We start from the raw sequence: 13,698 nt of genomic DNA on the forward strand, positions 1-13,698 counted from the left end.
CTGATTTCAGCGAACCAGCGCCGCGATGTCGTTTACTAATCTATCGGCCTGGGGCTGACTCAGCGTCGCCTCGACCGGCAAATACCACCAGTTTTGACGGGCGAACGCGCGGCATTTCACGGCGTCTTTTTCCGTCATCACCAGCGTTTGCGAATCACGTGCCAGCGCAGCGACGTCGGCTTCAGTCAGCGCCTGATGATCGGCAAGACCAATACAGCTCACGGGCGTAACGCCACTGTTACGCAGCGTGGCGAAAAAGCGCGGTGGATGACCAATACCGGCCATCGCCACCACCTCGGTGAGGCTTGCCACCGGGCGCTGTTCGCCCGTAGCCAGATTCACCGCCAGCCCCGGCTCAAGCCGCATCGCGATCTCATTCGGTTGTGCCGTGCCGCCGTTGGTGATCACCGCATCCACGCTCGTCAGACGCCCGGCGCGTTCGCGCATCGGCCCGGCGGGTAACCACCAGCCGTTACCGAAACGCCGTTCGCCATCTACCACCACGATCTCTTTGTCACGCGCCAGGGCGTAATGCTGCAGGCCGTCATCGGTGATGATGATATCCGGCGCGCTGGCGGCGATAAGCGCCTTCACCGCCGCCGCGCGCTGGGGAGAGACCGCAACCGGCGCACCGGTACGCTGGTAAATCAGTACCGGCTCATCCCCCGCTTCTGCGGTGGTGGTTTGCGGCGTCAGCACCAGCGGATAGTGCGCCGCTTTGCCGCCGTAGCCGCGTGACACCACGCCTGCGTTAATGCCGCGCAGCCGAAGCTGCTCGACCAGCCAGATAACCACCGGCGTTTTCCCGTTGCCGCCGGCGGTCAGGTTACCCACCACCACTACCGGCACCGGTGCGCGCCAGACGCGCCGCCAGCCCGCCCGATAGCTGAGGCGAATCAGGCCACTCACCAGGCCATAGAGCCAGGAGAGCGGCAGCAGCAGCCGCCAGAGCGGTGATTTGCCTGACCAGATGGCGTCTATCATTCGCCAAACTGCATTCTGTGAAGCTGCGCGTAAACGCCGCTTTTCGCCAGCAGATCGCTGTGGGAGCCGCGCTCAACGATCCGCCCGTCTTCCACAACAACGATTTCATCCGCCTGCTCAATGGTGGAGAGACGATGGGCGATAACCAGCGAGGTACGGTTCTTCTGCAGTTCATCCAGCGCCGCCTGAATCGCGCGCTCAGACTCAGTATCCAGCGCGGAAGTGGCTTCATCCAGTATCAGAATCGGGCTGTCACGCAGCAGGGCACGAGCAATGGCGATACGCTGACGCTGGCCGCCGGAAAGCAGCACGCCGTTTTCACCGATGACCGTATCGAGGCCGTGGTCCATTTTATTGATAAAGTCCATGGCGTAGGCCATACGGGCCGCCTGCTCGATCTGCTCGCGGGTATACACCTCATTGCGCGCATAGGCGATGTTGTTGGCAATGGTATCGTTAAACAGATGCACGTTCTGCGACACCAGCGCGACCTGATTACGCAGCGATGAGAGGGTGTACTCCCGCAGGTCGTGGCCGTCCATAGTGATCTCACCGGAGTCCACGTCATAAAAGCGCGTAATAAGGCTGGCGATGGTCGATTTGCCCGAGCCTGAACGCCCCACCAACGCGACCGTCTTACCGGCCGGGATGGCGAGGTTGATATCCCGCAGGGCCGGAATATCACGACCCGGGTAGGTGAAGGTCACATTGCGGAATTCCAGATCGCCTTTGGCACGCTCAATAACACGCGTCCCTTCATCCTTCTCCTGCTCGGTATCAAGAATCGAGAACAGCGTCTGACAGGCCGCCATTCCGCGCTGGAACTGCGCGTTGACGTTGGTTAAGGATTTCAGCGGACGCATCAGGGCGATCATCGACGAGAACACCACGGTAATGGTACCGGCTGACAGCGTCTCCATCACGCTCGGGAAGCTCGCGGCATAGAGCACAAACGCCAGCGCCAGGGAGGCAATAAGCTGAATGATCGGATCGGAGATCGAGGTGGCTGACACCAGTTTCATCCCTTGATGACGCATGCGGTTGCTCACCTTGTTAAAGCGCTCGTTCTCCACGTCCTGGCCGCCAAAGATCAGCACTTCCTTATGGCCTTTGAGCATTTGCTCGGCGCTGGTGGTCACCTGCCCCATGGTGTTCTGCATGTTTTTGCTGATGTTACGGAAACGCTTCGAAACGAAGCGAATAGCAAAGGAGACCAGCGGCGCGATCACGATAAGGATTAACGACAGCTGCCAGCTGTAATAGAACATCATCGCGAACAGACCAATGATCGATGCCCCTTCACGCACCACGGTGATCAGCGCGCTGGAAGAGGAGGACGCCACCTGTTCGGAATCGTAGGTAATGCGCGACAGCAGCGTGCCGGTGGACTGCTTGTCAAAGAACGCGACCGGCATGCCCATCATGTGGCCAAACAGCCGACGGCGCATGTTCATCACAACCTGGCCGGAGACCCATGAGATGCAATAACTTGAGATATAACTGGTAATGCCGCGCAGCACCATCAGGCCGATCACCACCAGCGGCATCCAGATCAGCACGGAGCGGTCGGCTTTCCCGAACCCATCGTCCAGCAACGGTTTCAGAAGCGACAGCATAAACGTATCGCTGGCCGCATTGAGGATTAACGCTACCCCAGCCACTATCAGACCTGCTTTAAAAGGGGCAATCATCGGCCAAAGGCGGCGGAAGGTCTGCCATGTGGAGAGATCTTTATCGTTATGCATTCAAAAAACCAGCTTGTGTTGAAATAGCCGCATATTCTACCTGCTATCCGCGGGCACGCCAAACCACTGATGGTACCAGCGAGGTAAAATTTGCTCCCGATAGCGCCGTACGTGCCACCCGTGCGCCGTAAAAACCACCGAAATTTGCCCGGCGTGCGCCGTATCGAACCAGCGATAACCCCGGGATCGATAGCGCTCGACCACCTTGTTGGACGGCAGGTGCCAGGCGTTGTAGCGCGCCACCGAGGCTATCGCCACCCGGCCCGCTACCTGCCCTAACAGCGCCCCACCGGACGAGGTTCTGCTGCCGTGATGCGGCACCTGAATGACATCGGCGCGCATAAACTGCCAGTGATGTTTGAGCATAGCTAACTCTGCGTCAGCTTCAATGTCACCGGTAAGCAGGACACTCTGGTGCCCGTCGTCGATCCTGACCACACAGGAGCGGTTGTTGCCGCTCTGCTTATGGCCGGGTAACGGCCAGAGCGCCGTAAAACGCAGCCCCTGCCAGCGCCACGTCTGACCGCGCTCGCAGGGGCTGTGCCCTTCCCAACCCATCGGGCTGCGTACCGGTAGCCCGGGCCAGGCGGTAAGGACAGACGCCAGCCCGCCGCGGTGATCGAGGTGCTCATGGCTCACTATCACCCCCTCCGGCGTCAGATGATGCCAGCGTAGCCAGGGGATGATGGTCTGCCGCCCGCTGTCCCCACCGGGCCAGGCACCGCCGGTGTCGTACAGCATGGCCCGTCCATGACGTTCAATCACCAAAGCGAGCCCATGCCCGACGTCGAGCATGTGTACCGCCCAGCCCTTCTCTGCCGGTCGCGGAAGAAAGGGAAACAGCGTTGCGGCCAGCATGGTTGCTACCGTAAAAGGCACGACGACATGCAGCCGCAGCCGCCAGCAGGCGATGGCAAGCCAGGGTACCAGCGCCAGCCACTGCCAGCGTTGGTCAACCTCAAGCCACCCGTCAGGTAAAGCCTCCAGCGTCGAAAAGGTAACCGCCAGCGAACGATCGGCAAGCCACCAGACTGCCTGCTCGATGCCGCTCAGCGGCAGAAGATGCAGCACCATGCCAGCCAGAATCAGCGGGACGCTTATCAGGGTTATCGCCGGAACGGCAAACATATTCGCGACAAGCGAGGTGGTGCTGATACCGTGAAACAGGCTTATCTGTAGCGGAAGCAGCAGAAGCGTGATGCCCGCCTGGAGATGCACCATGCCGTACAGCATGCGCAGCGGGCGGCACGGCGTGCGCGGTCGGAACGGCATCCACTGATACCAGAAAATCAGCGCGGCCACGGCAAATGCGGATAGCCACAGGCTATCAGACAGCACCGCCAGAGGGTCAGCGATGACGATGCTACCAATGCAGCACAGCCAGATCTGCCACGGGTGCCAGCGCCGCCCGCTCAGGCCTATCGCCGCGCAGATCGACAGTGACAGCAGCGTTCTGACCGCCGGCGGGTTAGCGCCAGCAAGCCAGGTATACATTGCTGCCACGAGCAGGCTCAGCATTAGCGGTAAACAGTGACCAATACGCTGAGCCGGCAGGACACGCTGGGTCAGGCGCGCCATCCCCCAGCCAATCGCCCCCGCCAGCGCAATATGCAGGCCCGATATCGCCATCAGGTGCGCGGTCCCGGTAGCGCGCATCAGATTTTTGATGCTGTCGCTGACGTTCAGACGCTCCCCGAAACCCAGCGCAAGAATGACATCCCGCCAGGGATAGCCATTGAGCGACCGGGTGACGGAGGCGATGTATTTTCCGCGCAGGCTGCAGTGATTATTCAGTATCGTTGCGCGCAGCACCCGCCCCGTCAGCACCTTGCCCTGTGAGAGCGAATGACGCTGGTTATCAAATCCCCCTTCGTTGAGCTGGCCGTGTACCGGGCGAAGCGCCAGTAAGAGTGACCAGCGCTGCCCCGGACAGGGCGCCGCCGGCAGGTAGCTGCCGTACAGCGTCACATTAACCCCGCCCGGGAGCCATTTCCCCTCGGCTTTAACGATCGTGACGGTATGCGTTGTAGCGCCGTCCGTCGCCCTGACCACCGCTTCTACCGACTGATGCCGTCCTGTCAGGTCAGCGATCGGCGCCAGGGTGAAATGCGCCATCGCCAGGCCCCAGCACAGACAAAGAACCGTAACGCAGCCATAGCGCATCGCCTGCGGCCCACGCAGCAGCAACAGCAAAGCCATCAGCGCGCCGCCGGCGATCCACTCGCCGGGTGGCAACATGGCTAAAACGCGCAGCGGCAGCAGGCCGACTATGGCGCACAGCGCTAAAGCAGGTAATGTCATTCGTCCTCCTCCCTGGGCACAGGCGAAGCGTGCGCTGAAGAGGTGACAATGTCTGCAAGGCGTTAATCAGTATGCGAGGCGCGACGAAGGGAAGTTCAGGTGATTACAGCATTACATTACGGTTTGCGAGGAGATTTCCAGCGAGAACCTTCAGGCGAAAAAAAACGGCACCCGAAGGTACCGTTTTTCCTGACCGGGCCCGCTGGGCTCAGCCATAAATATTGGCGCGGTCACGCAACTCTTTACCCGGTTTGAAATGGGGAACGTACTTCCCTTCCAGATCAACTTTATCGCCGGTTTTTGGGTTACGTCCGGTGCGAGGTGCACGATAGTGTAACGAGAAGCTGCCGAAGCCGCGGATCTCGATACGCTCGCCCTGGGCAAGGGTAGAGGCCATATGTTCCAGCATCTCTTTTACAGCGTCTTCAACCGCTTTCGCGGGAACGTGAGATTGCTGGCTTGCAAGTCTTTCAATGAGTTCTGACTTGGTCATGATTCCTCCGGTATCCTTTAAGGCAACATTATCGTACAGCTAAGATTGAACAAGGGCGGCCGGAGCCGCCCTTAGCGCTAGATTACAGGCCTAAGCCCTTAATCTGTCAAGACGATTATTCGCCTTTAGCTGCTTTGAACGCTTCAGCCATTGCGTTAGAGAAATTGCCTTCTTCCTGTTTGTTGTTAACAGTAGCGATTGCATCTTTCTCGTCAGCTTCGTCTTTCGCACGAACAGACAGGCTAACTACGCGGTTCTTACGATCAATGCCAGTGAATTTCGCTTCAACGTCATCACCTACATTCAGAACCAGGGTAGCGTCTTCTACGCGGTCACGTGAAGCTTCAGAAGCGCGCAGGTAACCTTCAACGCCGTCTGCTAATTCAACTGTAGCACCTTTAGCGTCAACTGCAGTTACTTTACCAGTAACGATGGCGCCTTTCTTGTTCAGTGCAACGTAGTTGTTGAACGGATCTTCTGCGAGCTGTTTAACGCCCAGAGAGATACGCTCACGCTCTGCGTCAACCTGCAGTACAACGGCAGCGATTTCGTCGCCTTTTTTGTACTCACGAACGGCTTCTTCGCCAGCAACGTTCCAGGAGATGTCAGACAGGTGAACCAGACCGTCGATGCCACCGTCCAGGCCGATGAAGATACCGAAGTCAGTGATTGACTTGATTTTACCTTCAACGCGATCGCCCTTGTTGTGGGTTTCAGCAAACAGCTGCCACGGGTTAGATTTGCACTGCTTCAGACCCAGGGAGATACGACGACGTTCTTCGTCGATGTCCAGAACCATCACTTCCACTACGTCGCCAACGTTAACAACTTTGGATGGGTGGATGTTTTTGTTGGTCCAGTCCATTTCGGAAACGTGTACCAGGCCTTCAACGCCTTCTTCGATTTCAACGAAGCAGCCGTAGTCGGTCAGGTTGGTCACGCGACCAGTCAGTTTGGTACCTTCCGGGTAACGCTTAGCGATAGCAACCCACGGATCTTCGCCCAGCTGTTTCAGGCCGAGGGATACACGGGTACGCTCGCGGTCGAACTTCAGCACTTTAACAGTGATTTCGTCGCCCACGTTCACGATTTCGCTCGGATGCTTAACGCGTTTCCAGGCCATATCAGTGATGTGCAGCAGGCCGTCTACGCCGCCCAGATCCACGAATGCACCGTAGTCAGTGAGGTTCTTAACGATACCTTTGACTTCCATGCCTTCCTGCAGGTTTTCGAGCAGCTGATCGCGCTCAGCGCTGTTCTCAGACTCGATAACCGCACGACGGGAAACCACAACGTTGTTACGTTTCTGGTCCAGCTTGATTACTTTGAACTCAAGCTCTTTGCCTTCGAGGTGCAGGGTGTCACGGACCGGACGCACGTCAACCAGGGAACCCGGCAGGAACGCACGAATACCGTTCAGCTCAACAGTGAAGCCACCTTTAACTTTGCCGTTGATAACACCGGTAACAGTTTCAGCATCTTCGTAAGCTTTTTCCAGCGTGATCCAGGCTTCGTGACGCTTAGCTTTCTCACGGGACAGCAGGGTTTCACCGAAGCCGTCTTCCACTGCATCAAGAGCAACGTCAACTTCGTCGCCAACCTGGATTTCCAGTTCGCCGGCTGCGTTCTTGAACTGCTCTGCAGGGATTGCAGATTCAGATTTCAGACCCGCATCAACCAGAACTACGTCTTTGTCGATAGAGACAACTACGCCACGAACGATGGAACCCGGGCGGGTTTCGATTGTTTTAAGGGATTCTTCAAATAGTTGAGCAAAAGATTCAGTCATATTGATAATCTTCAGGATTCTTCAATTTAACGTCCACCTGGCTTCACTTCCGGATGGGGTTGTTTAACATGCCCACTCACAATCCATTGCAGTGGGTACTTCAGAATAAGGTCGCGCTATTACGCGAGAGCCAGTTTCTCTCTGGCATATTGCAGCGCTTTTTCAATGACTTGCTCGATGCTCAGACTGGTTGAGTCAAGCACCAGCGCGTCTGCTGCCGGCACTAATGGCGCTACGGGACGGTTCCGATCGCGGTCGTCGCGTTCCTTTATCTCGGCCAAAAGGCGTTCAAAGTTAACACTAAAGCCCTTCTCCTGCAACTGTAGCATGCGACGGTGCGCGCGCTCTTCAGAGGAGGCATCAAGAAAGATTTTCACCGGCGCGTCCGGGAACACAACGGTGCCCATGTCGCGCCCATCGGCGATAAGACCGGGGGCATCGCGGAAGGCGCGCTGGCGGCGCAGCAGGGCTTCACGCACGCGAGGAAAGGCCGCAACCTGCGAGGCGGCGCTGGCTACATCCTGGGTACGGATTTCGGCGCTGACGTCTTCGCCTTCAAGAATCACTTCGAGATGGCCGTCGGTTGACACGAAGCGCACATCAAGATGGGCGGCCAGCGGAACCAGAGCCTCTTCGGAGGTGACATCAACATGATGATGCAGTGCCGCCAGCGCCAGAACGCGATAGATAGCGCCGGAGTCCAGCAGGTGCCACTGCAATGCTTCTGCCATGGCCTTACACAGCGTGCCTTTACCTGCTCCGCTTGGGCCATCAATGGTGATTACCGGGGCTAATGCCGTCATCTTCTTCTCCTTTATTATCAGGCGAGCCTGAACGTGAACGCGGCGCATTATACGCGTCAACGCCACAGACTGTTATCTTTACCGCGAAATATAGACGTGAATCAGGCCAGGTGCCGGAGAAATGAAGATGTGCGATGGACCGATCCGCTTCGGTCCATCGGGGAGAGCGTAAAAATCAGGCAGGACGGCTGATGCGCGCCAGCTGATCGAAGTAATCCGGGAAGGTTTTCGCGGTGCACTTCGGATCCAGAATGGTGACCGGGGTGTCAGAGAGCGCCACCAGCGAGAAGCACATTGCCATACGGTGATCGTTATAGGTGCCGATTTCCGCAAAGTTAAGCGATGCCGGCGGCGTGATACGGATGAAGTCATGCCCCTCCTCCACCTGTGCGCCCACTTTGCGCAGTTCGGTGGCCATCGCGAACAGGCGGTCGGTCTCTTTCACGCGCCAGTTGAAGATATTGCGCAGCGTGGTGGTGCCGTTGGCGAACAGCGCAGCGGTGGCAATGGTCATCGCGGCATCGGGAATATGGTTCATGTCCATATCAATGGCGTTAAGCTCACCGCGGGTGCAGGCGATAAAATCGTCGCCCCAGGTGATGGTCGCGCCCATTTTTTCCAGCACGTCGGCAAAGCGGATATCGCCCTGCACGCTGTTACGCCCGATGCCCGTTACCTTCACGGTGCCGCCTTTAATGGCCGCAGCGGCGAGGAAATAGGACGCCGACGAGGCATCGCCCTCCACCAGATACTGGCCCGGCGACTGGTAGTGCTGCCCGCCGCGTACCACGAAGCGCTGGTAATTCTCGTTCTCCACGTTCACGCCGAAGGTGTTCATCAGGTGGAGCGTGATATCAATGTAAGGTTTAGACACCAGATCGCCTTTGATGACGATGTGGGTGTCCTGCTCCGCCAGCGGTGCGGTCATCAGCAGCGCGGTAAGGAACTGGCTGGAGACGCTGCCGTCCACCTCCACCTCGCCGCCAACAAAACCGCCGCGCAGGCGCAGCGGCGGATAGTTTTCCTGCTCAAGATACTCAATTTGCGCGCCGCCCTGACGCAGCGCATCGGCGAGATGACCAATTGGACGCTCTTTCATGCGCGGCTCACCGGTCAACACCACATCGTTATGCCCGAGGCACAGCGCGGCAGCCAGCGGGCGCATCGCCGTACCGGCATTGCCTAAAAACAGCTCCAGACTGCCCTGCGCCTGCAACGGGCCGCCCATGCCGGTCAGCTCGCAGCGGGTGCGATCCTCAGACAGGGTGTAGCGTACGCCCAGGGCGCTCAGCGCGGTAAGCATATGACGCACATCATCGCTATCGAGCAGGTTCGTCAGAACGGTAGTGCCGTGTGCCAGGGCCGCCAGCAGCAGTGCACGGTTGGAAACGCTTTTAGAACCGGGAAGATTAACCGTGCCGTCGACCAGCGCGATGGGTTGTAACGTCAGGGATTCCTGCATGAACAAACTCTCAGATAAACAAAAGAATAACCCCGCGGTTGGTCCGCGGGGTAAGAAAATGAAAGGCTATCTTAACCGTGACGGCGTTCGAAATCCTTCATGAAGTCGGTAAGCGCCTGCACGCCAGCGAGCGGCATGGCGTTGTAGATAGAAGCGCGCATTCCGCCAACCACGCGATGCCCTTTCAGGGCGTGAAGGCCGGCAGCGAAGGACTCTTCCAGGAACAGCTTATCGAGGTTGCTGTCGGCAAGCTGGAAGGGAACGTTCATCCGCGAGCGGTTGGCCGGTGCCACGTCGTTACGGTAGAAGCCGCTGGTATCAATCACGCCATACAGCAGGTCGGCTTTCTGCTGATTGATTCGGTTCATTGCCTCTACCCCGCCCTGGGCTTTCAGCCACTTAAACACCAGCCCGGACAAGTACCAGGCGAAGGTCGGCGGCGTGTTGAACATGGAGTCGTTTTCACTCAGCACGGTGTAGTCTAACACCGACGGGCAGGCGGTATGCGCCTTACCGAGCAGGTCCTCGCGCACGACAACCAGCGTCAGACCGGCCGGGCCAATGTTTTTCTGCGCGCCGGCGTAAATCACACCGAAACGGCTGACGTCCAGGGGGCCTGAAAGGATAGTGGAGGAGAAGTCCGCCGCCACGATGGCATCGCCAAAGTCCGGGGTTTCGTCAATGGCAATACCATCGATGGTTTCATTCGGGCAGTAGTGCACGTAGGCGGCGTTGTCGGAGAGCTGCCAGTCGCGCATCGGCTTCAGGGCACGCAGGCCGTCAACGGTGACTTTGGCATCGATAACGTTCGGCTGGCAGTACTTCTTCGCCTCTTTCACGGCGCTGGCAGCCCAGTAGCCGCCGTCCACGTAGTCTGCGCGGGTGTTGTCGCCCAGCAGGTTTAACGGCAGCGCAGCAAACTGCCCGCGACCGCCGCCGTGGCAGAAAAGAACTTTATAATTGGAAGGGATCTGCAGCAGGTCGCGAAAATCTTTTTCAGCCTCTTCGGCCACGTGAATAAACTCTTTACCGCGATGGCTGATTTCCATCACCGATGTGCCGAGCCCCTGCCAGTTAACTAACTCTTCCTGAGCCTGACGGAGCACGTCCGCTGGCAGCATCGCCGGACCAGAACTGAAATTGTAGACCTGAGTCATTTCCCTTCACCACGCTTGAAAGCAATAAGTTTTTACTGTGGCTATCGGTTTTATCATTGCGCCGCGGAGGCTGCAACGGGTAATGCGGCCCGGGGCAGCAATGTGCGCAAAATCACACAACAGATTGTTCGGTCATCCCCGCTTCACGCCGTGAAATGCGCTGTCAGGTGACCCGTTTTGCGATGCTCGCTTTCACCCAGACGTGGTTTGCGCAGCGCGGACAGGATTCTTTCGTTCCGGCGCGTAATATCACCACTTCACTGCAGCGGATACAGGCGTAGTGGCCATCCTCCGGCACCACCCGGAAACGCTCATTGCAGTACTCCGGTAAAATAGGCAGGCCCGGGCGTACCCCGTCGTCCGGGTAATAGTAAACGCTTATCTGTCCGTTGGTTTCCAGGATAGCCAGCCGCACCTGGCCAAGATGCTCCACGCCGCAGCCGCGCATCTCCATGAAGAATTCAAACTCGGTCAGGTTCTCGGCGTTAAGCTTGTCCCAGGCCAGTTCGCCCTCCTCCACCACGACCACCGGTTTCCCTTCAAAGAAATTTTCCATGCGTTCACTGTGGGTCATCAGCCAGATCACCAGCCGGTAGAGTACGGCCAGCGTGATGAACACCACCAGCACCGGGATCATCGGCACATCGTCGTAAAATGCCACGTCGCCTGCCGCCGAGCCGAGGGTGAGGATGATCAACACTTCAAACAGCGACATCTGCCGCACGCCGCGGCGCCCGGTCAGCTTCAGGAACAAAAAGACCAGAATAAAAGTGTAGAAACTGCGGGTTGCCACTTCCCATAAAAAATCCGGCGGCACTTTGTCAAAGGCCATGCGCTGGATATCAAAGGTTTTCATTTTTATTTGCCATTACAGAGGGTTATTCAGCTTAATAATAGCCTTCAGAATTATTTTCGCCTGCGCCGCCGCGACGATAGCGCCTGTCAGCTAAAACCCGTATCATTGCGCACTTTGCGTACGACTAAAGTGAACCCCTCATGACTCAAACTTTCATCCCAGGCAAAGATGCCGCCCTGGAAGACTCCATCGCCCGTTTTCAAACGCAGCTGAGCAACCTTGGTTTCAACATCGAGGAAGCGTCGTGGCTGAATCCGGTGCCGAACGTCTGGTCCGTTCATATTCGCGATAAAGAGTGCGCGCTGTGCTTCACCAACGGCAAAGGTGCCACCAAAAAAGCGGCGCTGGCCTCTGCGCTGGGCGAGTACTTCGAGCGTCTCTCCACCAACTATTTCTTCGCCGATTTCTGGCTGGGCGATGCCATCGCGAACGGTCCGTTTGTGCACTATCCCGATGAGAAGTGGTTCCCGCTGACGGACGATGATTCTCTGCCTGAGGGGATCCTGGATGCACGCCTGCGCGCTTTCTACGATCCGGAAAACGAGCTGGCGGCCAGCATGCTTATCGACCTTCAGTCCGGTAATGAAGATCGCGGCATCTGCGCCCTGCCGTTCACCCGCCAGTCTGACGAGCAGACCGTGTACATTCCGATGAACATCGTCGGTAACCTGTATGTTTCTAACGGCATGTCCGCGGGTAACACGCGCAATGAAGCGCGCGTGCAGGGGCTGTCTGAAGTGTTTGAGCGCCATATTAAAAACCGCATTATCGCCGAATCCATCAGCCTGCCGGAAATCCCGCAGGACGTACTGGCGCGCTACCCGGGCGTGGTGGAAGCGATTGAAAAACTCGAAGCCGAAGGTTTCCCGATTTTCGCCTATGACGGCTCGCTGGGCGGCAAATACCCGGTGATCTGCGTAGTGCTGTTCAACCCGGCCAACGGCACCTGCTTCGCCTCCTTCGGCGCGCACCCGGACTTCGGCGTGGCGCTGGAGCGTACCGTTACCGAACTGTTGCAGGGTCGCGGCCTGAAAGACCTTGATGTCTTCACCCCGCCGACGTTCGACGATGAAGAAGTGGCAGAGCACGCCAACCTGGAGACGCACTTTATCGACTCCAGCGGCCTTATCTCCTGGGATCTGTTTAAGCAGGATGCCGATTACCCGTTCGTTGACTGGAGCTTCTCCGGCACCACCGAGCAGGAGTTCGCGACCCTGATGGCGATTTTCAAAGCGGAAGATAAAGACGTGTATATCGCCGACTATCAGCATCTGGACGTCTACGCCTGCCGTATTATCGTGCCCGGCATGTCTGACATCTATCCGGCGGAAGATCTGTGGCTGGCGAACAACAGCATGGGCGCGCACCTGCGCGAGACGATTTTGTCTCTGCCGGGCAGCGAGTGGGAGAAAGAGGACTACCTCAACCTTATCGCTCAGCTGGATGAAGAAGGCCATGACGACTTCACCCGCGTTCGCGAACTGCTGGGCATCGCCACCGGGAAAGATAACGGCTGGTATACCCTGCGTATCGGCGAGCTGAAAGCGATGCTGGCGCTGGCCGGCGGTGATATCGAACAGGCACTGATCTGGACCGAATGGACCATGGAGTTCAACGCGTCGCTGTTCAGTCCGGCGCGCGCCAACTACTACCGCTGCCTGCAAACCCTGCTGCTGCTGGCGATGGAAGAAGAGCGCGAGCCGCTGCAGTATCATCACGCCTTCGTACGTATGTTCGGTGCTGAAACCGTGGAAGCGGCAAGCGCGGCGCTGAGCGGTGAAGAGCCGTTCTATGACCTGCAGCCGGCGGACGGTACGCTGAGTGCTTTCCCGGCGCATCAGGCTCTGCTCGCGGCCTATGAGAAACTGCAGCGTGCCAAAGCAGCCTTCTGGAAAACAAACTAAGCGGTAATTGCGTTACGCATTTTCCTTCTTACGAGGATAATTACAGGGGCGGCAAATGTTGCCCCTTTATTATTATTAAAATTAAAACGAAATAAATTTGTAACTGATAAGTTAACTAGTGGTTGAAGATAATTATTTTTCGAGAGAAATCGCAACCCTGGAGGCAGAATACCCCATTATAATTAACCATTTTTCATTTCCCGC

The 13,698-nt window shown here is 57.6% G+C and carries 10 protein-coding genes; 1 reads left to right on the forward strand and 9 read right to left on the reverse strand.

Annotation, left to right across the window (positions count from 1 at the left end; all coding sequences use genetic code 11):
- Positions 1–6: 6 nt before the first annotated feature.
- From lpxK to DW58_RS07080, 9 genes are all read right to left on the reverse strand, one after another.
- Positions 7–984, reverse strand: a complete 978-nt coding sequence (gene lpxK, locus DW58_RS07040; RefSeq protein WP_024548369.1) for a tetraacyldisaccharide 4'-kinase — start codon at positions 982–984, stop codon at positions 7–9.
- The gene (msbA, locus tag DW58_RS07045) at positions 981–2,729 is read right to left on the reverse strand and encodes a lipid A ABC transporter ATP-binding protein/permease MsbA (protein WP_024548370.1); all 1,749 of its coding nucleotides are present in this window, start codon (positions 2,727–2,729) and stop codon (positions 981–983) included. The genes lpxK and msbA overlap by 4 nt, the downstream gene beginning before the upstream one ends.
- Positions 2,730–2,765: 36 nt before the next feature.
- Complete coding sequence (locus DW58_RS07050) at positions 2,766–5,030, reverse strand: ComEC family protein (RefSeq protein ID WP_024548371.1); 2,265 nt, start codon at positions 5,028–5,030, stop codon at positions 2,766–2,768.
- 208 nt (positions 5,031–5,238) lie between these two features.
- Positions 5,239–5,523, reverse strand: coding sequence for an integration host factor subunit beta (gene ihfB, locus DW58_RS07055; protein WP_024548372.1), 285 nt, complete (start codon positions 5,521–5,523; stop codon positions 5,239–5,241).
- Between the two features lie 115 nt (positions 5,524–5,638).
- Positions 5,639–7,312 (reverse strand): 30S ribosomal protein S1, encoded by a 1,674-nt coding sequence (gene rpsA, locus DW58_RS07060; RefSeq protein ID WP_024548373.1) that lies wholly within the window; start codon positions 7,310–7,312, stop codon positions 5,639–5,641.
- A 119-nt stretch (positions 7,313–7,431) separates the two neighbouring features.
- On the reverse strand, positions 7,432–8,115 hold the full coding sequence (cmk, locus tag DW58_RS07065) for a (d)CMP kinase (RefSeq protein ID WP_024548374.1): 684 nt from the start codon (positions 8,113–8,115) through the stop codon (positions 7,432–7,434).
- A 175-nt stretch (positions 8,116–8,290) separates the two neighbouring features.
- Positions 8,291–9,577 carry a 3-phosphoshikimate 1-carboxyvinyltransferase gene (gene aroA, locus DW58_RS07070; protein ID WP_024548375.1) on the reverse strand — a complete coding sequence of 429 codons (1,287 nt, stop codon included), beginning with the start codon at positions 9,575–9,577 and terminating at the stop codon, positions 8,291–8,293.
- A gap of 71 nt (positions 9,578–9,648) precedes the next feature.
- The gene (gene serC, locus DW58_RS07075; RefSeq protein ID WP_024548376.1) at positions 9,649–10,734 is read right to left on the reverse strand and encodes a 3-phosphoserine/phosphohydroxythreonine transaminase; all 1,086 of its coding nucleotides are present in this window, start codon (positions 10,732–10,734) and stop codon (positions 9,649–9,651) included.
- Positions 10,735–10,897: 163 nt separating this feature from the next.
- The gene (locus tag DW58_RS07080; RefSeq protein WP_024548377.1) at positions 10,898–11,590 is read right to left on the reverse strand and encodes a DUF421 domain-containing protein; all 693 of its coding nucleotides are present in this window, start codon (positions 11,588–11,590) and stop codon (positions 10,898–10,900) included.
- A gap of 140 nt (positions 11,591–11,730) precedes the next feature.
- On the opposite strand from DW58_RS07080, the gene ycaO reads away from it, so the two are divergent.
- A complete protein-coding gene (gene ycaO / locus DW58_RS07085; RefSeq protein WP_024548378.1) occupies positions 11,731–13,494 on the forward strand; it encodes a 30S ribosomal protein S12 methylthiotransferase accessory factor YcaO in 1,764 nt (587 codons plus the stop codon).
- Positions 13,495–13,698 lie beyond the last annotated feature (204 nt).

This window comes from Siccibacter turicensis LMG 23730, from assembly GCF_000463155.2.
Classification (GTDB): domain Bacteria; phylum Pseudomonadota; class Gammaproteobacteria; order Enterobacterales; family Enterobacteriaceae; genus Siccibacter; species Siccibacter turicensis.

Excerpts from the sequence above, each read along its gene's own strand:
- lpxK (WP_024548369.1), bottom strand. The coding sequence starts at position 984 with ATGATAGACGCCATCTGGTCAGGCAAATCACCGCTCTGGCGGCTGCTG.
- msbA (WP_024548370.1), bottom strand. The coding sequence starts at position 2,729 with ATGCATAACGATAAAGATCTCTCCACATGGCAGACCTTCCGCCGCCTT.
- DW58_RS07050 (WP_024548371.1), bottom strand. The coding sequence starts at position 5,030 with ATGACATTACCTGCTTTAGCGCTGTGCGCCATAGTCGGCCTGCTGCCG.
- ihfB (WP_024548372.1), bottom strand. The coding sequence starts at position 5,523 with ATGACCAAGTCAGAACTCATTGAAAGACTTGCAAGCCAGCAATCTCAC.
- rpsA (WP_024548373.1), bottom strand. The coding sequence starts at position 7,312 with ATGACTGAATCTTTTGCTCAACTATTTGAAGAATCCCTTAAAACAATC.
- cmk (WP_024548374.1), bottom strand. The coding sequence starts at position 8,115 with ATGACGGCATTAGCCCCGGTAATCACCATTGATGGCCCAAGCGGAGCA.
- aroA (WP_024548375.1), bottom strand. The coding sequence starts at position 9,577 with ATGCAGGAATCCCTGACGTTACAACCCATCGCGCTGGTCGACGGCACG.
- serC (WP_024548376.1), bottom strand. The coding sequence starts at position 10,734 with ATGACTCAGGTCTACAATTTCAGTTCTGGTCCGGCGATGCTGCCAGCG.
- DW58_RS07080 (WP_024548377.1), bottom strand. The coding sequence starts at position 11,590 with ATGAAAACCTTTGATATCCAGCGCATGGCCTTTGACAAAGTGCCGCCG.
- ycaO (WP_024548378.1), top strand. The coding sequence starts at position 11,731 with ATGACTCAAACTTTCATCCCAGGCAAAGATGCCGCCCTGGAAGACTCC.